Source organism: Pseudomonas sp. Sample_23 (genome assembly GCF_004307595.1).
In the GTDB taxonomy this organism is placed as follows: Bacteria; Pseudomonadota; Gammaproteobacteria; order Pseudomonadales; family Pseudomonadaceae; genus Aquipseudomonas; species Aquipseudomonas atacamensis.
This window is the reverse complement of sequence record NZ_RCNX01000070.1, coordinates 67,385-89,832: the sequence shown is the minus strand read 5'-3', so window position 1 is coordinate 89,832 and position 22,448 is coordinate 67,385. Positions and strand designations below refer to the sequence as shown.

General features: G+C 60.3%; 19 protein-coding genes. 14 read left to right on the top strand and 5 right to left on the bottom strand.

The features are described 5' to 3' along the window. Positions 1-168: 168 nt before the first annotated feature. The 3 genes from D8U82_RS18585 to D8U82_RS18575 are packed head-to-tail and all read right to left on the bottom strand — an operon-like array spanning position 169 to position 3,232. Positions 169-1,155 carry an alpha-L-glutamate ligase-like protein gene (locus D8U82_RS18585; RefSeq protein ID WP_016773817.1) on the bottom strand — a complete coding sequence of 329 codons (987 nt, stop codon included), beginning with the start codon at positions 1,153-1,155 and terminating at the stop codon, positions 169-171. Further along, on the bottom strand, positions 1,155-2,690 hold the full coding sequence (locus tag D8U82_RS18580; RefSeq protein WP_024012295.1) for an inactive transglutaminase family protein: 1,536 nt from the start codon (positions 2,688-2,690) through the stop codon (positions 1,155-1,157). The genes D8U82_RS18585 and D8U82_RS18580 overlap by 1 nt, the downstream gene beginning before the upstream one ends. A gap of 5 nt (positions 2,691-2,695) precedes the next feature. Next, positions 2,696-3,232: an ATP-dependent zinc protease gene (locus D8U82_RS18575; RefSeq protein ID WP_041479149.1), complete on the bottom strand. Its 537-nt coding sequence runs from the start codon at positions 3,230-3,232 to the stop codon at positions 2,696-2,698. 404 nt (positions 3,233-3,636) lie between these two features. Between D8U82_RS18575 and D8U82_RS18570 the strand changes: the two genes are divergently transcribed. The 6 genes from D8U82_RS18570 (at position 3,637) to prpD (ending at position 12,340) form a co-directional block, all read left to right on the top strand. Then, positions 3,637-4,359, top strand: coding sequence for a GntR family transcriptional regulator (locus tag D8U82_RS18570; protein WP_177180867.1), 723 nt, complete (start codon positions 3,637-3,639; stop codon positions 4,357-4,359). Further along, positions 4,356-5,249 carry a methylisocitrate lyase gene (prpB, locus tag D8U82_RS18565; protein WP_024012298.1) on the top strand — a complete coding sequence of 298 codons (894 nt, stop codon included), beginning with the start codon at positions 4,356-4,358 and terminating at the stop codon, positions 5,247-5,249. The genes D8U82_RS18570 and prpB overlap by 4 nt, the downstream gene beginning before the upstream one ends. Positions 5,250-5,400: 151 nt before the next feature. Next, positions 5,401-6,528: a 2-methylcitrate synthase gene (gene prpC, locus D8U82_RS18555; RefSeq protein WP_130888993.1), complete on the top strand. Its 1,128-nt coding sequence runs from the start codon at positions 5,401-5,403 to the stop codon at positions 6,526-6,528. A 198-nt stretch (positions 6,529-6,726) separates the two neighbouring features. Beyond that, positions 6,727-9,321, top strand: coding sequence for a Fe/S-dependent 2-methylisocitrate dehydratase AcnD (gene acnD / locus D8U82_RS18550; protein WP_130902707.1), 2,595 nt, complete (start codon positions 6,727-6,729; stop codon positions 9,319-9,321). Positions 9,322-9,372: 51 nt separating this feature from the next. Continuing rightward, positions 9,373-10,563, top strand: coding sequence for a 2-methylaconitate cis-trans isomerase PrpF (prpF, locus tag D8U82_RS18545; RefSeq protein ID WP_130887699.1), 1,191 nt, complete (start codon positions 9,373-9,375; stop codon positions 10,561-10,563). Between the two features lie 292 nt (positions 10,564-10,855). Next, on the top strand, positions 10,856-12,340 hold the full coding sequence (gene prpD, locus D8U82_RS18540) for a 2-methylcitrate dehydratase (protein WP_130902706.1): 1,485 nt from the start codon (positions 10,856-10,858) through the stop codon (positions 12,338-12,340). A 133-nt stretch (positions 12,341-12,473) separates the two neighbouring features. Here prpD and D8U82_RS18535 read toward each other — a convergent pair whose 3' ends face one another. Beyond that, the gene (locus tag D8U82_RS18535) at positions 12,474-13,292 is read right to left on the bottom strand and encodes a pyruvate, water dikinase regulatory protein (RefSeq protein WP_016773826.1); all 819 of its coding nucleotides are present in this window, start codon (positions 13,290-13,292) and stop codon (positions 12,474-12,476) included. Positions 13,293-13,466: 174 nt separating this feature from the next. Between D8U82_RS18535 and ppsA the strand changes: the two genes are divergently transcribed. The 8 genes from ppsA to D8U82_RS18495 all read left to right on the top strand — a co-directional run bounded on the left by ppsA (position 13,467) and on the right by D8U82_RS18495 (position 21,605). Next, complete coding sequence (gene ppsA, locus D8U82_RS18530; RefSeq protein WP_051600403.1) at positions 13,467-15,836, top strand: phosphoenolpyruvate synthase; 2,370 nt, start codon at positions 13,467-13,469, stop codon at positions 15,834-15,836. Between the two features lie 98 nt (positions 15,837-15,934). Then, positions 15,935-16,924 carry an alpha/beta fold hydrolase gene (locus tag D8U82_RS18525; protein ID WP_076566892.1) on the top strand — a complete coding sequence of 330 codons (990 nt, stop codon included), beginning with the start codon at positions 15,935-15,937 and terminating at the stop codon, positions 16,922-16,924. A gap of 210 nt (positions 16,925-17,134) precedes the next feature. Continuing rightward, positions 17,135-17,626: a ribonuclease E activity regulator RraA gene (gene rraA / locus D8U82_RS18520; RefSeq protein WP_016773829.1), complete on the top strand. Its 492-nt coding sequence runs from the start codon at positions 17,135-17,137 to the stop codon at positions 17,624-17,626. A 21-nt stretch (positions 17,627-17,647) separates the two neighbouring features. Then, the gene (locus D8U82_RS18515) at positions 17,648-18,643 is read left to right on the top strand and encodes a zinc transporter ZntB (protein ID WP_130887697.1); all 996 of its coding nucleotides are present in this window, start codon (positions 17,648-17,650) and stop codon (positions 18,641-18,643) included. 63 nt (positions 18,644-18,706) lie between these two features. Next, positions 18,707-18,955 (top strand): hypothetical protein, encoded by a 249-nt coding sequence (locus tag D8U82_RS18510; RefSeq protein WP_003223293.1) that lies wholly within the window; start codon positions 18,707-18,709, stop codon positions 18,953-18,955. Positions 18,956-18,957: 2 nt separating this feature from the next. Continuing rightward, entirely contained in the window at positions 18,958-19,782 is an 825-nt protein-coding gene (locus D8U82_RS18505) for a mechanosensitive ion channel domain-containing protein (RefSeq protein WP_016773831.1), read from the top strand. A 90-nt stretch (positions 19,783-19,872) separates the two neighbouring features. Continuing rightward, a complete protein-coding gene (gene sigX / locus D8U82_RS18500; RefSeq protein ID WP_016773832.1) occupies positions 19,873-20,463 on the top strand; it encodes an RNA polymerase sigma factor SigX in 591 nt (196 codons plus the stop codon). A gap of 107 nt (positions 20,464-20,570) precedes the next feature. Next, positions 20,571-21,605, top strand: a complete 1,035-nt coding sequence (locus D8U82_RS18495) for an OmpA family protein (protein ID WP_016773833.1) — start codon at positions 20,571-20,573, stop codon at positions 21,603-21,605. A 69-nt stretch (positions 21,606-21,674) separates the two neighbouring features. On the opposite strand, the gene cobA is transcribed toward D8U82_RS18495, so the two are convergent. Beyond that, positions 21,675-22,445, bottom strand: a complete 771-nt coding sequence (cobA, locus tag D8U82_RS18490) for a uroporphyrinogen-III C-methyltransferase (RefSeq protein WP_130902705.1) — start codon at positions 22,443-22,445, stop codon at positions 21,675-21,677. Positions 22,446-22,448 lie beyond the last annotated feature (3 nt).

Sequence of the window (22,448 nt, the reverse complement as noted above, 5' to 3'; positions counted from 1 at the left end):
TCACCCCAGCCCTCTCCCCCAAGGGGGCGAGGGGGAAAGGGAGCCGATCTTCATGCTTTTCAAGGCCGGAGTTCGACCGGGTATTTCAGGTCGGCGCAGCTCTCGCATCCACCACGGTCAGTCCCCTCTCCCTCCGGGAGAGGGCTAGGGTGAGGGGCTTTTCAGCTTTTAGCCCTCGACCGCAGGAATATGCCCAAACATCTCCTGGGTAAACGCCACCCGCTCTTCTACCGATTCCTTAACGCCCCGCGCCTTCAGCTCTTCCAGCCGCGCTTCAACCGCGTGAGTGCGCAAGGTCAGGCCGCAATCGTTGGCGATCTGAATGTTCAGCCCCGGCCGCGCATTCAGTTCGAGAATCAACGGACCCTTTTCCTGATCGAGCACCATGTCCACACCGATATAACCCAGCCCGCACAGCTCATAGCAGCCGGCGGCGAGTTTCATGAAACCGTCCCAGTAGGGCAGTTGCACGCCGTCCACCGCGTTGGTGGTGTCGGGGTGTTTGGTGATGATGTTGTTCAGCCAGGTGCCGCGCAGGGTCAAACCGGTGGCCAGATCCACACCAACGCCAATGGCGCCCTGGTGCAGGTTGGCCTTGCCGCCGGACTGGCGGGTCGGCAGACGCAACATCGCCATCACCGGGTAACCCATCAGCACGATGATGCGGATGTCCGGCACGCCTTCGTAGCTGATGCTCTTGAAGATCTGGTCCGGGGTCACACGGTATTCGATCAGTGCGCGGTCGCGGTGGCCGCCCAGCGAGTACAGGCCGGTGAGGATGCTGGAGATGTGATGCTCCAGCTCTTCGTGGGCGAGGATCTTGCCCGACACCGTGCGATAACGGCCTTCGAAGCGGTCAGCGATGACGATGATGCCGTCGCCACCCGCGCCCTGCGCCGGTTTGATCACGAAGTCGCTGCGCCCGCCGATGATCTCGTCGAGCTTGTCGATTTCCTTCTCGGTGGAGATCACCCCGTACAGCTCCGGCACGTGGATGCCGGCGGCGATGGCGCGTTCCTTGGTGAGGATCTTGTCATCGACGATCGGGTACAGGCTGCGCTTGTTGTACTTGAGCACGTAGTCCGCGTTTCGGCGGTTGATGCCCATGATGCCGCGCGCCTCGAGGGCCTTCCAGGTCTTCCAGAAACCGAACATCAGGCGTCAGCCTTCTTCAGGAAGGCCTTGAAACGTACCAGTTCGGTCAGGCGGTAGCCGCGATAGCGACCCATCGCCAGCATGAAACCGACCAGAATCAGCAGGATCGCCGGGAAGGTAAACACGAAGTACACCAGCTCCGGCACGGTCATGATCAGGTGCGCCAGGGAGGCGGCGAACAGCGTGCCGATGGCGACTTTCAGCGCATGGTTGGCGCCGCGTTCTTCCCAGGTGATCGACAGACGTTCGATGGTCATGGTCAGAATCACCATCGGGAACAGCGCCACCGACAAGCCACGCTCAAGCCCCAGCTTGTGGCTGAACAGACTGATCGCCGCAATCAACACCACAACGAAGGTCAGCACCACCGACAGGCGCGGCAGCATTTGCAGTTTCAGATGTTCGAGATACGAGCGCAGCGACAGGCCCAGCGCGGTGATCACCGTGAACAGCAGAATGCCGAAGCCCAGCTGCGTTTCGCGGAAGGCCAGCGCGATCAGCACCGGGGTGAATGTGCCCAGGGTCTGCAGGCCGACGAGGTTGCGCAGGATCAGGATTACCAGTACGCCGATCGGGATCATCACCATGATCATGAAGGTCTGCTGGGTCTGCAGCGGCAAGCCGTACAGCGAGTAATCGAGGAAGTTGGCGTCAGTGTTTTCGTCGGTCAGCTTGGCCAGACGAATCGCGTTCATCTCGCTGTTGTTCAGGCTGAAAGTCACGTTGGCTTTCTTGCCGCCGTCGACGGTGATCAGGTTTTCGTCACCGGTCCACCACAGCAGGCGGTCGGTTGGCAGGCCTTGCTCACCGGTTTCCGGGTTGAAGTACAGCCAGTCGTTGCCGTTGAAGCTGCGCAGCCACAGTTCGGGTGTCTGGGGCTGATCGGCGACAAGGCGGATGGTGTGGACTTTTTCTACCGGGACGTGGGCAATCGACAGCAGCAGTTCGACGATCTTGGCTTTGTGCGAGGTCGACGGATCGCCGGCCAGCAGCAACTTGACGTTGTCGTCATTCACGTTGTTGACGCGCTTGATCGCCTCGCCAATAAAGGTTTCGACGTCGGCCGAGTGTTGGCGGATCGGCGCGAGCAGGGCTTCGGCGGCGATTTTTTCCGGGCCTTCGATGACCATGCTGTCACGGAAGGTCGGGCCTTTGACCTTGGATTTTTCCGCGGTGTAGCGCTTGGTCAGCACCAGACGGTAATACAAGGTCTGGTTGCCCTTGGCGCGACGGGCCGACCAGGTCACCTTGCGGTTGCCGTCGATGCGGTTCACCGCTACGCCGTAGTTATTGGAGATGAAGCTTTCGTTGAGACTGACGTAATCGCGGCTCAGCGGCGGCACGAACATCTGGATCTTCACCGGATCCTTGGTGCTGGCGACGAACTCGACCTTGGCGTCGATGTTCCACAGGTCGTCGGTGGCGTCTTCGGTCACCGGGATGCCGAGCACGAAAATCTGATAGGCCGTAACCGAAACGCCCAGCAGCACCAGCACGGCGATCAGGATTTTCAGGTGGAAGGTTAGAGAACGCATGGAAATTACTCGGCGGTGTGAGCGGCGATGGTGCAGGCAGGTTTGCCGGCAGCGTATTTAAGACTGGGGTCGACCAGCGCGTCGAAGCGTTTCAGCGCCTCGGAGCCGATCAAAAGCGGGTATTGGAACGCACTTCGGTCGGTGAGGTTCACTTCGATGCTGCGCAATGCCGAACCCATGCAGATATCCAGCTCGATCACCGGACGGGCGGTGTACTGCTTGCCTTCTTCCGGATCGTAGTCGCCGGCGCGGCGCTTGATCTTGCTGACGCGAGCCAGCGGCCGTTCGATGGGGTGTGAATGCGCGGTGTCGATGGCCAGGTAGAAACGTACCCAGGACTCACCGTTGCGTTTGAAACGTTTGATGTCGCGGGCGCTCAGCGAGGCGGTTTTCGCCCCGGTGTCGAGTTTGGCCGCAACTTCGAGATTGATGCCGTCAAGCGAAGCGTATTCGTTGAGGCCGTACACGGTTTTTTCCCCCGCGGCGGCGAGGCCCGGCAGGCAAAACAGAGCAAAAAAGGTGGGGAAAGGCTTGAGTCTCATAAATCCTGGTGCGCAGCGTTCCGTTATCGGTTCAGGTGCCCGCGCAACCGTGCGCAAGCCCCCGCGTGTGCCTGGCAGCTTTTTATGGCAAGCCGTACTAAAGACCCGCAAATGCGGGCGGCATTCTAGCACGGTGGTTTTATGGCGCCAGCGCTTGCGCCGACCCATGAGCTGCAAGGGATGCCACTCTTGTGGGAGCGAGCCTGCTCGCGAAAGCGCTGTGTCATTCGATGTAGAAGCCGGCTGATGTGCCGCCTTCGCGAGCAAGCTCGCTCCAACATTAATAGATGATCGATTGGCTGCGGTTATTAGACGATTGTCGACAATACCTATTTATCCTTTGACTGATGCGGTCTTATTGGCTAGTTTTTGCCGCATTGGATTTAAAGGTGTCGACAATCATGCTGGATCAACTCGATCCCCCAGTCATCAGCGGCGACGATTCCGAGACGCTGTCGGAAAACGTCTTCCGGCGCATTCAGGCGGCTATCGTCAAAGGCGAAATCGCCCCGGGCAGCAAGATCTCCGAGCCGGAACTGGCGCGTACTTATGGCATCAGTCGGGGGCCGCTGCGTGAGGCGATCCATCGTCTGGAAGGCCAGCGCTTGCTGGTGCGTGTGCCGCACGTCGGTGCGCGGGTGGTCTCGCTCAGCCATGCCGAATTGATCGAACTCTACGAAATCCGTGAATCCCTCGAAGGCATGGCCTGCCGCCTCGCTGCCGAGCGCATGAGCGTCGAGGAAATCGACGAACTGCGCCGGGTCCTGGAAACCCACGAGCGCGATGCGGCGTTTCAGGCCGGCGTCGGTTATTACCAGCAGGAAGGCGATTTCGACTTTCATTACCGGATCATCCAGGGCAGCGGCAATCGCACGCTGACGCAGATGCTCTGCGGCGAGCTGTATCAACTGGTGCGCATGTACCGCATCCAGTTTTCCACCACGCCGAACCGCCCGCACCAGGCCTTCGCCGAACACCACCGCATTCTCGATGCCATCGCCGACCGTGACGGCGAGCTCGCGGAATTGTTGATGCGCCGCCACATCGGCGCCTCGAAACGCAACATCGCCCGTCACTACGAGGACGGCGCCCACAACAAGACAGCCACTGAACGAGGTGATGCATGACTTCCAACCTGAACACGCCGGGCCAGCGCTTCCGCGATGCGGTCGCCAGCGAGCATCCTTTGCAAGTGGTCGGCGCGATCAACGCCAACCACGCGCTGCTGGCCAAGCGCGCCGGTTTCAAGGCGATCTACCTGTCCGGCGGCGGCGTGGCCGCAGGCTCGCTGGGCGTGCCGGACCTGGGCATCACCGGGCTGGACGACGTGCTCACCGACGTGCGGCGGATCACCGACGTTTGCGACCTGCCGCTGCTGGTGGATGTTGACACCGGTTTTGGCTCGTCGGCCTTCAACGTCGCGCGCACGGTCAAGTCGATGATCAAGTTCGGCGCGGCGGCGATTCACATCGAGGACCAGGTTGGCGCCAAGCGCTGCGGCCATCGCCCGAATAAAGAAATTGTCAGCCAGCAGGAAATGGTCGATCGCATCAAAGCCGCCGTCGATGCCCGTACCGACGACAGCTTCGTGATCATGGCGCGTACCGACGCACTGGCAGTGGAGGGTCTGGAATCGGCACTTGATCGCGCGGCAGCGTGCATCGAAGCCGGCGCCGACATGATCTTCCCGGAAGCGATTACCGAACTGGACATGTACAAGCTGTTCGCCAATCGTGTGAAAGCACCGATCCTGGCCAACATCACCGAGTTCGGCGCAACGCCGCTGTACACCACCGAACAACTGGCCGGCGCTGACGTCTCGCTGGTGCTTTACCCGCTGTCGGCGTTCCGCGCGATGAACAAGGCAGCGGAAAACGTCTACACGGCGATCCGCCGCGATGGCACGCAACAGAATGTCATCGACACCATGCAGACTCGCATGGAGCTCTATGATCGTATCGATTACCACACGTTCGAGCAGAAGCTCGATGCGTTGTTTGCACAGAAGAAAGGCTGAACAAAACCCTGTGGGAGCGAGCCGGCTCCGGGCGGCGTTCCGACGAAGACGGACTGACATCCAACATTGATGTCGACTGATCCAGCGCTTTCGCGAGCAGGCTCGCTCCCACAAGTTTCCCCATACAAATTCAAGAAGATTGGAGAACACAATGGCCGAAGCAAAAGTACTCAGTGGCGCCGGGCTCCGTGGCCAGGTAGCCGGGCAAACCGCACTGTCCACCGTGGGCCAGGCCGGAGCCGGGCTGACCTATCGCGGCTACGACGTGCGTGAGCTGGCCGCCGACGCGCAATTTGAAGAAGTCGCCTATCTGCTGCTGTATGGCGAACTGCCGACAACAGCGCAACTGGCCGACTATCAAAGCAAACTGAGCAAGCTGCGCGACCTGCCGCAAGCTTTGAAAGAAGTGCTCGAACGAATTCCCGCCGACGCCCACCCGATGGACGTCATGCGCACCGGTTGCTCATTCCTCGGCAACATCGAACCGGAGAAAGACTTCTCCGAACAGCGCGACAAGACCGACCGTCTGCTCGCCGCGTTCCCGGCGATCATGTGCTACTGGTATCGCTTCAGCCACGACGGCAAGCGCATCGACTGCGTCAGCGACGAGCCAACCATCGGCGGCCACTTCCTGCACCTGCTGCACGGCAAGAAACCGAGTGAATTGCACGTCAACGTGATGAACGTGTCGCTGATCCTCTACGCCGAACACGAATTCAATGCCTCAACCTTCACCGCACGCGTTTGCGCCTCGACTTTGTCGGATCTGTACTCGTGCGTGACGGCGGCGATCGGTTCGCTGCGTGGCCCGTTGCACGGTGGCGCCAACGAAGCGGCGATGGAAATGATCGAGCGCTTCTCGTCGCCGGAAGAGGCGATCAAAGGCACCCTCGGCATGCTCGAGCGCAAGGACAAGATCATGGGCTTCGGCCACGCGATCTATAAGGACAGCGACCCGCGCAACGAGGTTATCAAGGGCTGGGCGAAAAAACTCGCGGACGAGGTCGGTGACAAGGTGTTGTTCCCAGTCTCGGAAGCCATCGACAAGACCATGTGGGAGCAGAAGAAACTGTTCCCGAATGCCGACTTCTACCATGCCTCGGCGTACCACTTCATGGGTATCCCGACCAAGCTGTTCACGCCGATCTTCGTCTGCTCGCGCCTGACCGGCTGGGCCGCGCACGTGTTCGAACAACGCGCCAACAACCGCATCATCCGCCCGAGCGCCGAATACACCGGCGTCGAACAGCGCAAGTTCGTGCCAATCGAACGTCGCTGAATGGTGAGCTGACCCGGAACCAGAGAACCCCGCTAGACCCTGTGGGAGCGAGCCTGCTCGCGAAGACGGACTGGCATCCAACAAGGATGTCGACTGATCTATCGCTTTCGCGAGCAGGCTCGCTCCCACAGTGGACGGTGTGCAACTCAGGTGTCTGGCCTCACCCTTTGAAATTACCGTGACCCGAGTCCTGACCCGATGAACACAGAATTCCGCAAGAACCTGCCCGGCACGCCGCTGGATTACTTCGACACCCGCGCGGCGATCGAGGCGATTGCACCCGGCAGCTACGACACCCTGCCGTACACCTCCCGCGTGCTGGCGGAAAACCTCGTGCGTCGCTGCGACCCGGCCACGCTCACCGATTCCCTCAAGCAACTGATCGAGCGCAAGCGCGATCTCGATTTCCCGTGGTTCCCGGCGCGGGTGGTCTGCCATGACATCCTCGGCCAGACCGCGCTGGTCGACCTCGCTGGCCTGCGCGATGCCATCGCTTTGCAGGGCGGCGACCCGGCGCAGGTCAACCCGGTGGTGCCGACGCAATTGATCGTCGACCACTCGCTGGCCGTCGAGGCGGGCGGTTTCGATGCCCAGGCCTTCGAGAAGAACCGCGCCATCGAAGATCGCCGCAACGAAGACCGTTTCCACTTCATCAACTGGACCAAAAAGGCCTTCAAAAACGTCGATGTGATCCCGCCGGGCAACGGCATCATGCACCAGATCAACCTGGAGAAAATGTCCCCGGTGATTCAGGTGCGCGAAGGCGTGGCGTTCCCCGACACCTGCGTCGGCACCGACAGCCACACGCCGCACGTCGATGCGCTCGGTGTGATCGCGATCGGCGTTGGCGGCCTCGAAGCCGAGAGCGTGATGCTCGGCCGCGCGTCGTGGATGCGCCTGCCGGAAAGCGTTGGCGTCGAACTGACCGGCAAGCTGCAACCGGGCATCACCGCCACCGACATGGTCCTGGCCCTGACCGAATACCTGCGCAAACAGAAAGTCGTTGGCGCGTGGCTGGAATTCTTCGGTGAAGGTGCAGCAGCGCTGACCCTCGGCGACCGCGCCACAATTTCCAACATGGCCCCGGAATACGGCGCCACGGCAGCGATGTTCTACATCGATCAGCAGACCATCGATTACCTGAAACTGACCGGTCGTGAAGACCAGCAGGTTCAATTGGTCGAGCAGTACGCCAAGTTGACCGGGCTGTGGGCTGACAGCCTCAAAGGTGCGCAATACGAGCGCGGTCTGACTTTTGATCTGTCCTCGGTGGTGCGCAACATGGCCGGCCCGAGCAACCCGCACGCCCGCGTTGCGGTATCGGATCTGGCGGCCAAAGGCATCTCCGGCCAGTGGGATGACGTGCCGGGGCAAATGCCCGACGGCGCGGTGATCATCGCCGCCATCACTAGTTGCACCAACACCAGCAACCCGCGCAACGTCATCGCCGCCGGCCTGTTGGCGCGCAATGCCAACAAGCTCGGCCTGACGCGCAAGCCGTGGGTCAAATCCTCGCTGGCGCCGGGCTCGAAAACCGTGGCGCTGTACCTCGACGAAGCGGGGCTGACCACTGAGCTGGAACAGCTCGGTTTCGGCGTTGTGGCATTTGCCTGCACCACTTGCAACGGCATGTCCGGCGCCCTCGATCCGCTGATCCAGCAAGAGATCATCGACCGCGATCTGTACGCGACCGCGGTGCTTTCCGGCAACCGCAACTTCGACGGCCGCATTCACCCGTACGCCAAACAGGCATTCCTCGCCTCGCCGCCGCTGGTGGTCGCTTATGCGATCGCCGGGACCATCCGCTTCGACATCGAGAAGGATGTGCTGGGCGTGGTCGATGGTCGGGAAATTCGCCTGAAAGACATCTGGCCGAGCGATGAAGAAATCGATGCGGTGGTGAAGTCTTCGGTCAAGCCTGAGCAGTTCCGTCAGGTCTATATTCCGATGTTCGCAGTGCATGAAGACACCGGGCCGAAAGTCGCGCCGCTGTACGACTGGCGCGAGATGAGCACCTACATCCGCCGTCCGCCGTACTGGGAAGGCGCGCTGGCCGGCGCCCGTCCGCTGAAGGGCATGCGCCCATTGGCGGTGCTGCCGGACAACATCACTACCGATCACCTGTCGCCATCGAACGCGATCATGCTCGACAGCGCCGCCGGCGAATACCTGGCGAAAATGGGCCTGCCGGAAGAGGACTTCAACTCCTACGCCACCCACCGTGGCGACCACCTGACGGCCCAGCGCGCGACCTTCGCCAACCCGAAACTGTTCAACGAAATGGTCGTGGAAAACGGCAAGGTCAAGCAGGGTTCGCTGGCGCGTGTCGAGCCGGAAGGCCAGGTCATGCGTATGTGGGAAGCCATCGAAACCTACATGCAGCGCAAGCAGCCGCTGATCATCATCGCTGGCGCTGACTACGGTCAGGGTTCGTCCCGTGACTGGGCGGCGAAAGGCGTGCGCCTGGCCGGTGTCGAGGCGATTGCCGCTGAAGGTTTCGAGCGCATTCACCGCACCAACCTGGTGGGCATGGGCGTGTTGCCGCTGGAATTCAAACCCGGGACCAACCGCCACACCCTGGCCATCGACGGCAGCGAAACTTACGACGTGATCGGCGAACGCAAACCCCGCGCGGATCTGACGCTGGTGATCAATCGCAAGAACGGCGAGCGCGTCGAAGTGCCGATGACCTGCCGGCTCGATACCGCTGAAGAAGTGTCGATCTACGAGGCCGGCGGCGTGTTGCAGCGCTTCGCACAGGATTTCCTCGAAGGATCGGCGGTAGCCGTTTAAATCAACGTGTAGGCATGGGATTTCAAGTCCCATGCCTCGGTAAGGAGCACCATGGCTCACGCACCACAAATCAGAATCGCTGCCACCTACATGCGCGGCGGCACCAGCAAAGGCGTGTTCTTCAGCCTCAAGGATCTGCCCGAAGCAGCGCAGGTTCCAGGCCCGGCGCGCGACGCTTTGTTGCTGCGAGTGATCGGCAGCCCCGATCCCTACGACAAGCAGATCGACGGCATGGGCGGCGCGACGTCGAGCACCAGCAAAACCGTGATCCTGTCGAAAAGCACCCGCGCCGATCACGACGTCGATTACCTGTTCGGCCAGGTGTCGATCGACAAGCCGTTCGTCGACTGGAGCGGCAACTGCGGCAATCTCTCGGCGGCGGTCGGTTCGTTCGCCATCAGCAACGGTCTGGTCGACGCCAGCCGCATTCCGCACAACGGCGTAGCGGTGGTGCGCGTGTGGCAGGCCAACATCGGCAAGACCATCATCGCCCACGTGCCGATCACCAACGGCGAAGTGCAGGAAACCGGTGATTTCGAACTCGACGGCGTGACCTTTCCGGCGGCCGAAGTGCAAATCGAATTCATGGATCCGGCGGCGGAAGAAGAGGGCGGCGGTGGCTCAATGTTCCCCACCGGCAATCTGGTCGATGAGCTTGAGGTCCCGGGTGTCGGCACGTTCAAGGCGACCATGATCAATGCCGGGATCCCGACGATATTCGTCAACGCCGAAGACATCGGTTACACCGGCACCGAACTCCAGGGCGCGATCAACGGCGATCCAAAAGCGCTGCTGATGTTCGAGACGATTCGTGCTTACGGTGCGTTGCGCATGGGCCTGATCGCCAATCTGGAAGAAGCCGCCAAGCGTCAGCACACGCCGAAAGTCGCATTCGTCGCCAAGCCTGCGGATTACGTGGCGTCGAGCGGTAAAGCGATTGCCGCCGGTGACGTTGATCTGCTGGTGCGCGCGTTGTCGATGGGCAAGCTGCACCACGCGATGATGGGCACGGCAGCAGTGGCGATCGGCACGGCGGCGGCGATTTCCGGGACGTTGGTCAATCTTGCTGCTGGTGGCGTTGAACGCAATGCCGTGCGTTTCGGCCATCCGTCCGGGACGTTGCGCGTGGGCGCCGAGGCGACGCTGGAGAATGGCGAGTGGGTGGTGAAGAAAGCCATCATGAGCCGCAGTGCACGCGTTCTCATGGAAGGTTACGTCCGCGTGCCTGCTGACTCGTTCTGACTCGACATTTTACCCTCACCCCAGCCCTCTCCCTGAGGGAGAGGGGGCTGACAGAGGTGTCTTGCGAGGTACATCGACCTGAGAGATCGAGACGATTATGGATTCAGCGATGGACTTTCAGGTCGGTGAACCTCCACGGCATCCCCCAATCGGTCCCCTCTCCCTCGGGAGAGGGCTAGGGTGAGGGGCTACCCTCTGACACAACACAAAGAAACCAGACACCACGAACCATAAACCAGCCAAGCCCCTGAGGAAGACCCAACCACTCATTTCCCCGAACAGGAGAACCACCGTGAGCGCCAACGTCGACCTGAACAACCGCCCCGATTACGACGCAGTCCTGCAGGACATCGCCGACTACGTCCTCACCTTCAAGCCCGAATCCGCCGAGGCGCTGAACACCGCGCGCAATTGCCTGATCGACACGCTTGGCTGCGGTCTGCTGGCCCTGCGTTTCCCCGAATGCACGAAACACCTCGGCCCGATCGTCGAAGGCACGGTTGTACCGTTCGGTGCACGAGTCCCAGGTACCCCTTATCGCCTCGACCCGGTCAAAGCCGCGTGGGATATCGGCTGCATTGTCCGCTGGCTCGATTACAACGACACCTGGCTTGCCGACGAATGGGGCCATCCATCGGACAACCTCGGTGCCATCCTCGCCGTAGCCGATCACCTGTCGCAGAAACGCGTCGCCCACGGTGAGGCGCCGCTGACCCTGCGTGATGTGCTTGAAGCGATGATCATGGCCCACGAGATTCAAGGCGTGATCGCTCTGGGAAACTCCTTCAACCGGGTTGGACTCGACCACGTCATTCTGGTGAAAGTCGCCTCGACCGCCGCCAGCGCCCGACTGATGGGCGCCAATCGCGAGCAGCTGCTGTCGGCGCTGTCCCACGCCTTCGCCGACGGTCAGGCGCTGCGCACCTATCGCCATGCGCCAAACGCCGGCTCACGCAAATCCTGGGCGGCGGGGGATGCGGCGAGTCGCGGCGTAAGACTAGCCGACATTGCCATGCGTGGTGAGATGGGCATTCCCGGGGTTCTGACGGCAAAGCAGTGGGGCTTTTATGACGTGCTGTTCAGCCACACCAACAACGATCTGGCGCTGAAGCCCGAGGACAAACGCGCTTTCAGCTTTTCCCGGCCGCTCGGCAGTTACGTGATGGAAAACGTGCTGTTCAAGATCAGTTTCCCCGCCGAATTCCATGCGCAGACGGCATGCGAGGCGGCGGTGACCTTGCATCCGCTGGTTCGCAATCGGCTGCATGAGATCGACCGCATCGTCATCACCACCCATGAATCGGCGATCCGCATCATTTCCAAGGTCGGCCCGCTGGCCAATGCCGCCGACCGCGACCACTGCCTGCAATACATGACCGCCGTGCCGCTGGCATTCGGCAATCTGGTGGCGGAGCACTACGAAGACGACTTCCACAAGGCGCATCCGATCATCGATGTGCTGCGAGAAAAAATGGTGATTGTCGAAGAGCCGCGTTTCACCCGCGAATACCTTGAGCCCGACAAACGCTCGATTGCCAACGCCGTGCAGGTGTTTTTCAAGGACGGCAGCAGCACCGACAACGTCGTGGTGGAGTACCCGATCGGCCATCGCCGCCGCCGCGCCGAGGGCATTGCGTTGCTGGAGGACAAGTTCAAGGCCAACCTGGCCACGCGGTTTGCCGGCCAGCGTTGCGCTGAGATTTTTGCGCTGTGCGAGGATCAGGCGCGGCTTGAAGCCACGCCGGTGAATCGATTCATCGACCTGTTTGTGATCTGACGGACCGCGTTATCGTTCTTCGCGGGCAAGCCCGCTCCCACAGGGAATGGTGATGAACACAGAAATTGTGAACGCCTTCAGAACCTGTGGGAGCGGGCTTGCCCGCGATAGCGTCAGATCAGGCACCGCAAACCTACTTGAATCGCCGCTCAACGCCTTTTTCCACGAGAATCTTCGCCGAAATCTCTTCCACCGAGAAATGCGTGGAATTGATGTGCGGAATGTTCTCGCGGCGGAACAGGTTTTCCACTTCGCGCACTTCGAATTCGCACTGGGCGTAGCTCGAATAACGGCTGTTGGGCTTGCGCTCATTGCGGATCGCGGTCAGGCGGTCGGGGTCGATGGTCAGGCCGAACAGCTTGTGCTGATGGGCGCGCAGGGCGGTGGGCAGGGTCAGGCGTTCCATGTCGTCTTCGGTCAGCGGATAGTTGGCCGCGCGGATACCGAACTGCATGGCCATGTACAGACACGTCGGCGTTTTGCCGCATCGCGACACGCCCACTAGTATCAGATCGGCTTTGTCGTAATAGTGGGTGCGCGCGCCGTCATCGTTGTCGAGGGCGAAGTTCACCGCCTCGATGCGCTCCATGTAATTGGAGTTGTGCCCGATCGAATGGGATTTGCCGACGGTGTAGGAAGAATGCTCGGTGAGCTCCTGTTCGAGCGGCGCGAGGAAGGTCGAGAAAATGTCGATCATGAAACCATTGGACGTTGCGAGAATCTCACGGATGTCCTGATTGACGATGGTGTCGAAGATGATCGGGCGAAAGCCGTCGGTTTCAGCGGCTTTGTTGATTTGTTGTACCATGGCCCGCGCTTTTTCCACGCTGTCGATGTAGGGCCGCGTGAATTTGCTGAAGGTAATGTTTTCGAACTGCGCCAACAGGCTTTGACCCAGGGTTTCGGCGGTAATGCCGGTGCCATCGGAGATGAAGAAAGCAGATCGTTTCATTTGCACCTTGGGCCTTAAGCTGATGAGCATTTCTGGATATGATAGGCGCGATTTGCTGGCCGCCATTGGCCCGCATTCTCACTTATTTTCCAGGTCCAGGCCATACAACCGGCCAAGGCTCCCCCGGGCCGCCGGTTTCTGAGCTTTTCCAACACAGTTAGTGGAGAGATCACCTTGGTAGAGTACGTAGTTTCCCTCGATAAGCTCGGCAAACACGATGTTGAGCATGTGGGGGGCAAGAACGCATCCCTGGGCGAGATGATCAGTAACCTGGCAGGCGCCGGTGTTTCGGTCCCCGGCGGCTTCGCCACGACGGCTCAGGCCTATCGTGACTTCCTCGAACTGAGCGGCCTGAACGATCAGATCCACAAGGCCCTCGACGCGCTCGACGTCGACGACGTCAATGCCCTGGCCAAGACCGGTGCGCAGATCCGTCAGTGGATCATGGACGCCGAATTCCCTGAAAAGCTCAACACCGAGATCCGCACCGCGTTCGCCGCGCTGTCGGCCGGCAATCCTGACGTGGCCGTGGCCGTACGTTCTTCCGCCACCGCCGAAGACCTGCCGGACGCGTCCTTCGCCGGTCAGCAGGAAACCTTCCTGAACATCCGTGGTGTGGAAAACGTTATCCGCGCCGCCAAAGAGGTGTTCGCTTCGCTGTTCAACGACCGTGCGATTTCCTACCGCGTGCACCAGGGCTTCGACCACAAACTGGTCGCCCTGTCGGCTGGCGTGCAGCGCATGGTGCGTTCGGAAACCGGCACCGCCGGCGTGATGTTCACCCTCGATACCGAATCGGGTTTCCGTGACGTGGTGTTCATCACCGGCGCTTATGGCCTGGGCGAAACCGTCGTACAAGGCGCGGTCAACCCGGATGAGTTCTACGTACACAAAGGCACCCTGGAAGCCGGTCGTCCGGCCATCCTGCGCCGCAACCTGGGCAGCAAAGCCATCAAGATGATCTACGGCGACGAGGCCAAGGCCGGTCGTTCGGTCAAGACCGTCGATGTCGACAAGGCCGAACGCGCGCGTTTCTGCCTGACCGACGCCGAAGTCAGCGAGCTGGCCAAGCAGGCGATGATCATCGAGAAGCACTACGGCTGCCCGATGGACATCGAGTGGGCCAAGGACGGTGACGACGGCAAGCTATACATCGTCCAGGCGCGTCCGGAAACCGTGAAAAGCCGCACCCAGGCCAACGTCATGGAGCGTTACCTGCTCAAGGAAACCGGCACCGTGCTGGTGGAAGGTCGGGCGATCGGCCAGCGCATCGGCGCCGGCAAAGTACGCATCATCAAAGACGTCTCGGAGATGGACAAAGTCCAGCCGGGCGACGTTCTGGTATCCGACATGACCGACCCGGACTGGGAACCAGTGATGAAGCGCGCCAGCGCCATCGTCACCAACCGTGGCGGGCGTACCTGCCACGCGGCGATTATCGCCCGTGAGCTGGGCATCCCGGCAGTGGTAGGTTGCGGCAACGCCACCCAGCTGCTGAAGGATGGCCAGGGCGTGACCGTATCCTGCGCCGAAGGCGACACCGGCTACATTTTCGAAGGCGAACTGGGCTTCGACATCAAGAAGAACTCCGTCGACGCCATGCCGGAGCTGCCGTTCAAGATCATGATGAACGTCGGCAACCCGGATCGTGCCTTCGACTTCGCCCAATTGCCGAACGCCGGCGTTGGTCTGGCGCGTCTGGAATTCATCATCAACCGCATGATCGGCGTGCACCCGAAAGCGCTGTTGAACTACGACGGTCTGCCGCAGGAAATCAAGGACAGCGTCGACAAGCGTATTGCCGGTTACAGCGACCCGGTCGACTTCTACGTCGACAAACTGGTGGAAGGCATCAGCACCCTGGCTGCAGCGTTCACGCCGAAAAAAGTCATCGTGCGTCTGTCGGACTTCAAGTCCAACGAATACGCCAACCTGATCGGCGGCAAGCTCTACGAGCCGGAAGAAGAAAACCCGATGCTGGGCTTCCGTGGCGCTTCGCGTTACATCAGCGAATCGTTCCGCGATTGCTTCGAGCTCGAATGCCGCGCGCTGAAACGCGTGCGCAACGAGATGGGCCTGACCAACGTGGAAATCATGGTGCCGTTCGTCCGTACGCTCGGCGAAGCCAGCCAGGTGGTCGATCTGCTCGCCGAGAACGGCTTGAAGCGCGGCGAGAACGGTCTGCGCGTGATCATGATGTGCGAACTGCCATCGAACGCGATTCTGGCCGAGGAATTCCTCGAATTCTTCGACGGTTTCTCGATCGGCTCCAACGACCTGACCCAACTGACTTTGGGTCTGGACCGCGATTCGGGGATCATCGCGCACCTGTTCGACGAGCGGAATCCGGCGGTGAAGAAGCTGTTGGCCAACGCCATTCAGGCCTGCAACAAGGCCGGCAAGTACATCGGCATCTGCGGTCAGGGTCCTTCGGACCACCCGGATCTGGCCAAGTGGCTGATGGAACAGGGCATCGAAAGCGTGTCGCTGAACCCGGACACCGTGCTGGAAACCTGGTTCTTCCTCGCCGAAGGTCAGGCTTGATCTGTATGTAATTGGCCCGCGCCCCATGTGGGAGCGGGCCTTGAGATTGAAGTAGGGCGGGCTCCAACGGATGCCGCCCTTTTTTGTGCAAGAGCATTATGCAAAGCAGCAGCAACCTGTTTCCTGTCGCGCTGATCAGCGCCGAACGGCGCGGCGATCTGAGCGAAGACGTCTATCGATTGAAACCCGGCAACAGCCCGGACTGGTCCGTGGAGATCGCCGTCACCCGCCTGGGGATGGCCGATGACACGGCGCCACGCGGCGTGCCGGTGATTCTGTTGCACGGCAGCTTTTCCAATCGGCGCTTCTGGTTTTCCCCCAAAGGCCTCGGGCTCGGCGCGTATCTGACGCGGCTGGGCTTCGACGTGTGGATTCCGGAAATGCGCGGTCACGGCCTGTCCCAGCGCAATGAGGACTACCGGCGCAACCGCGTGGCCGACTATGCCCGCTACGATCTGCCGGCGATTGCCGCGTTCGTGCGTGAGCAGAGCGGACAGATCCCGCACTGGATCGGCCATTCGCTGGGCGGCATCACCCTGGCGGCGGCGCTCGGTGGCGAATATCTCGGCGAACCGGCCGTGGCCTCGGCGGCGTTTTTCGGCACCCAGGTCAGCCGCACCTACTGGCCGTTGAAAATCCCACCGGTGGAGTGGGGCGGGCGCTTTATTCTCAAGCGTTTCGCGCAGTTGTCCGGCTCACGCCTCAAACGCGGCCCGGAAGACGAGCCGATCGGCCTGGCCATCGAAAGCATGCGCTGGTACGGCTTGTTCGGCCGCTTCGGCGACAAGGACAAGGATTGGTGGGCCGGTCTTGCCGAGGTGCAGGTGCCGGTGCTGGCGGTGACGGCAGCGGGCGATCATCAGGATCCGGCGTGGGCCTGCCGCAAGCTGTTCGAGCAGATCGGCTCAGAGTGCAAGCAGTTCATCAATCTGGGCCGCGAGCAGGGCTTCTCGGATAATTTCGGTCATGTCGAAATGTTGGTGAGCAAAGCGGCGCAGGCTGAGGTGTGGCCGCTGGTGGCGCGCTGGTTGAACGATCAGCAGACGCCGTTGCTGGCGCAGACGACGGATCTGGCCGCTGCGGTGTGAGGGGCGTTCCGTTCAGCCTGGCTTGCGGCTAAGATATGACGCATTGTGCGGTTCCGGTCATATTTCGTGACTGTTTAGCGATAACGTTTCAGCTGCGGTTCAGGTTCGCTCAGCGACCATGGCATGGACTAAGGTAAACAGCGACCGCCGGAACTCGTCTCATCAGAATGCGGCATCCTTGATCGTCTTCCTTGTTACAGGAGTTTTTCGATGGAACATTACCTTACGCCTGACCTGTGCGACGCCTACCCGGAGCTGGTGCAGGTGCTGGAACCGATGTTCAGCAATTTCGGCGGCCGGGATTCCTTCGGCGGCGAAATCGTGACCATCAAGTGCTTCGAAGACAATTCGCTGGTCAAGGAGCAGGCCGAACTCAATGGCAAAGGCAAAGTGCTGGTGGTTGATGGGGGCGGTTCGCTGCGCCGCGCCCTGTTGGGCGACATGATCGCCGCCAAGGCCGCGCAGAACGGTTGGGAAGGGCTGGTGATCTACGGTTGCATCCGTGACGTCGACGTCATCGCCCAGACCGATCTCGGCGTGCAGGCGCTGGCCAGCCATCCGATGAAAACCGACAAGCGCGGCATTGGCGACCTCAACGTCCCGGTGACTTTCGCCGGCGTGACGTTCCACCCGGGCCAGTACATTTATGCGGACAACAACGGCGTGATCGTGTCGCCGAGCCCGCTGAAAATGCCTGAATAAGCTTTTCGACAAGGGATGCGGATGTTCGAGGAAGAAAACGCGCAATGGGGGCTGGTGCATGCCCTGGTGCTGGACGGCAAGGGCGGTGCGCGTTCGATAGCCCGGACTGAGCTCGACGATTTGCAGCTGCTGGCCCATGAAAGCCTGTGGCTGCACTGGGATCGCAGCCATCCGCAGACCCAGACCTGGCTGCGCAAATCCAGCGGGCTCAATGAATTCACCTGCGATCTGTTGCTGGAAGAGAATACCCGCCCGCGTCTGTTGCCATTGCCCGACTCCGAGCTGCTGCTGTTTCTGCGCGGGGTCAATCTCAACCCGGGCGCCGAGCCGGAAGATATGGTCTCGGTGCGGATTTTCGCCTCGGCTCAGCGAGTGATTTCCCTGCGCTTGCGTCCGTTGCGCGCTACGGATGAGTTGCTGGCGCTGCTGGGTGAGGGCAAAGGGCCAAGAACTTCCTCGGAATTGATGCTGTATCTGGCGCAGTTCCTCACCAACAAAGTGCAGGATCTAGTCACGTGCCTGTCGGAAGTGGTGGATGAAGAGGAAGAAAAACTCGACGCCGACGAACGGTATACCCCCGAGCATGGGGCGATTTTGCACATCCGTCGCAGAGCGGCCGGGCTGAAGCGTTTTCTTGCGCCGCAGCGGGACATTTTCGGACAGCTGACGCGGATCAAACTGCCGTGGTTCGTCGAAGACGATGCCGACTACTGGAACGAATTGAACAACAGCCTGACCCGTTATCTGGAAGAGCTCGAATTGACCCGAGAGCGCGTAGGGCTTGTGCTGGAGGCCGAAGACCGGCGTTTGAGCGTGCACATGAACCGCACCATGTATCGCTTCGGCATCATTACCTGCATCTTTTTGCCGATGAGTTTCATCACCGGTCTGCTCGGCATCAATGTCGGTGGTATTCCGTTTGCTGAAAGCCCGTATGGTTTCCTGATTGCCTGCTTGACGGTACTCGCCCTGGCGTTCGGTCAGTGGTGGTTGTTCCGTCGATTGCGCTGGGTGTGAACATGGCGCATGTGACCCGAGTAAATCTGCCCGCGTCTTTCACAGACATCACGAGAGGTGCGTATGCACGATCCGTTTGAACAGTCTTTGCGCGACATGCTCAACGCTTCGCCGTCCAGCCGCGACGACGATGCGTGCCTGGGCCGCGTACTCAAAACCGCCAACCGCCAGGTCGGCGCCGGTGATCTGTTCAGCCTGCTGGGCCGCTGGCTGCCCGCGCTGATGATCGCCCTGAACAATGGCTCGGCGCATGTCTCGCCGGTTTCCCGTCTTCGTAAAACCACTGCTCGCACTGCTGATAAGGCTGATTGAATATGGAACTTGATCTCTGGACTCAGAGCCTCGTCACTGCAATGACTGCGTTGTGGACCAAAGTCGCTAACTTCATTCCGAACCTGTTCGGCGCACTGGTTGTGCTGCTGCTGGGTTTCGTCGTGGCCAAGCTGCTCGACACCTTGCTCTCCAAATTGCTCGCAAAACTGGGCCTCGATCGCCTGATGGGCGGCACCGGGCTGACCAAGCTGATGTCGCGCGCCGGGCTGCAGGTGCCGATCTCGACGCTGATCGGTAAAATCGTCTACTGGTTCGTTCTGCTGATTTTTCTGGTTTCTGCGGCAGAATCCCTTGGCCTCGAGCGAGTTTCAGCTACGCTGGACATGCTGGCGTTGTATCTGCCGAAAGTATTCGGCGCCGCGCTGGTGTTGCTGGTCGGGGTCCTGCTGGCGCAACTGGCCAACGGGCTGGTGCGCGGCGCAGCAGAAGGCGTAGGCCTGGACTACGCTTCGGGGTTGGGGCGGATCGCGCAGGGGCTGGTGATCATCATCAGCATCTCGGTTGCGATCAGCCAGCTCGAGGTCAAGACCGACCTGCTGAACCATGTGATTGTTATCGTATTGATTACCGTTGGTCTGGCAGTTGCGCTGGCCATGGGTTTGGGAAGCCGGGAAATTGCCGGTCAGATTCTTGCGGGAATCTATGTGCGTGAGCTGTACGAGGTTGGGCAACAAGTGCGTGTTGGCGAGGTCGAAGGCCAGATCGAAGAGATCGGCACGGTTAAAACCACATTGCTGACCGATGAGGGTGAGCTAGTCTCTCTCTCCAATCGGATCCTGCTGGAACAGCATGTGAGTAGCCGCTAAACCGGCAAACCCTGCTAATGTATGCCGCCGCAAAATGCCAGCCGAGGCTGGTTGTGGCGGACATTGACCTGACTGTCGGCACGACTTGTTTTGAATAAAGCCCAACCGCTATCCACGCGCTACGACCCCCGCGAGCTCTCTGATGAGGAGTTGGTCGCGCGCTCGCATACCGAGCTGTTTCACGTAACGCGCGCCTACGAAGAGTTGATGCGGCGTTACCAGCGAACATTATTTAACGTCTGCGCGAGATATCTTGGGAACGATCGCGACGCAGACGATGTCTGTCAGGAAGTGATGCTGAAGGTGCTGTACGGCCTGAAGAACTTCGAGGGGAAATCGAAGTTCAAAACCTGGCTTTACAGCATCACTTACAACGAATGCATCACGCAGTATCGGAAGGAACGGCGTAAGCGTCGCTTGATGGACGCTCTCAGTCTGGACCCTCTTGAAGAAGCGTCTGAAGAAAAGGCGCCGAAGCCGGAGGAGAAGGGTGGGCTTGATCGCTGGCTGGTGTATGTGAATCCGATTGACCGCGAAATTCTGGTGCTACGATTTGTCGCAGAGCTGGAGTTTCAGGAGATCGCAGACATCATGCACATGGGTTTGAGTGCGACAAAAATGCGTTACAAACGCGCTCTAGATAAATTGCGTGAGAAATTTGCAGGCATTGCTGAAACTTAGTTCAGCGCAAATATCTCTTACGTGTAGGCAAGTTCTGATAGACTTGCCGCCGAGTTGTCCCCCGGTTTGCGGGACTGCTTCACAATCACCAGATGGGGATTTAACGGATGAAACTGAAAAACACCTTGGGCTTGGCCATTGGTTCTCTGATTGCCGCCACTTCGTTCGGCGCTCTGGCACAAGGCCAAGGCGCAGTTGAAATCGAAGGCTTCGCTAAGAAAGAACAATTCGACAGCGCTCGTAACTTCAAGAACAACGGCAACCTGTTCGGCGGTTCGATCGGTTACTTCCTGACCGACGACGTTGAACTGCGTCTGGGCTACGACGAAGTGCACAACGTACGTGCCGACGATGGCAAGAACGTCAAAGGCGCTAACACCGCTCTGGACGCTCTGTACCACTTCAACAACCCAGGCGACATGATTCGTCCATACGTTTCGGCCGGTTTCTCTGACCAGAGCATCGACCAGAACGGTTCGAACGGTCGTAACCGTTCCACCTTCGCCAACGTTGGCGGCGGTGCCAAGCTGTACTTCACCGAGAACTTCTACGCCCGTGCCGGCGTTGAAGCTCAGTACAACATCGACCAGGGCGACACCGAGTGGGCTCCTAGCGTCGGTATCGGTGTGAACTTCGGTGGCGGCTCCAAGCCAGCTGCTGCTCCAGTTCCAGCACCTGCTGAAGTCTGCTCCGACAGCGACAACGATGGCGTTTGCGACAACGTTGACAAGTGCCCGGACACCCCAGCCAACGTAACCGTTGACGCTGATGGCTGCCCAGCAGTTGCTGAAGTTGTTCGTGTTGAGCTGGACGTGAAATTCGACTTCGACAAGTCGGTAGTCAAGCCAAACAGCTACGGCGACATCAAGAACCTGGCTGACTTCATGAAGCAGTACCCATCCACCACCACTACTGTTGAAGGTCACACTGACTCCGTCGGTCCTGACGCTTACAACCAGAAACTGTCCGAGCGTCGTGCAAACGCCGTTAAGCAAGTTCTGACCAACCAGTACGGTGTTGAATCGTCCCGCGTTCAGTCTGTTGGCTACGGCGAATCCCGCCCAGTTGCTGACAACAAAACTGACGCTGGCCGCGCTGTAAACCGTCGCGTAGAAGCGCAGGTTGAAGCTCAAGCTAAGTAATTAGCTGCCGCTGATGGAAAAGCCCGGCTCAGGCCGGGCTTTTCTTTGTCTACGATTTGGCTTTGACGCTTAAAGCGCCTGCACGTTGTACGCCGTCCCGGAGCTGCCGAAGGCTGCGATCTTTTGCTCTTGAGCAGCGGCCACCACTGCGCCAATCACCAGAATCGCCGGGCTTTTCAATTCAAACGCCGAGGCATCCTCAGCCATCGCACTCAGGTCACTGCGACATTCACGCTGATGCGCCAAAGAGGCGTTTTCGATCATCGCCACTGGCGTATCCGCCGCCATCCCTCCGGCCAGCAGCTGATCACGAATCTCGCCCAGCTTGGCCACGCCCATGTAAACCACCAGCGTCGTCCCGCCTTGCGCCAGCGCCTGCCAGTTCAACTGGCTGTCATCCTGCGTGTGCGCAGTCACCAACGTTACTCCGCGCGCCACGCCCCGCAACGTCAGCGGAATATCGCACTGGGTCGCCCCGGCCAGTCCAGCGGTGATGCCATTGACCAGTTCCACTTCAACCCCGCGCTCGCGCAACCACTGCGCTTCTTCGCCACCGCGGCCGAAAATGCACGGATCGCCGCCCTTCAGGCGCACCACGCATTTGCCCTGGCGCGCATAACGCAGCATCAGGCGATGAATGAATGCCTGCGGCGTCGAACGGCAGCCGCCGCGTTTGCCCACCGGGATCACCCGCGCAGCCGGGCAGTGCTCCAGCACCGCGTCGTTGACCAGATCATCGATCATCACCACATCGGCCTCGCGCAATGCGCGCACCGCTTTGAGCGTCAGCAACTCCGGATCGCCAGGGCCTGCGCCCACCAGCCAGACTTTCGCATTCATGGT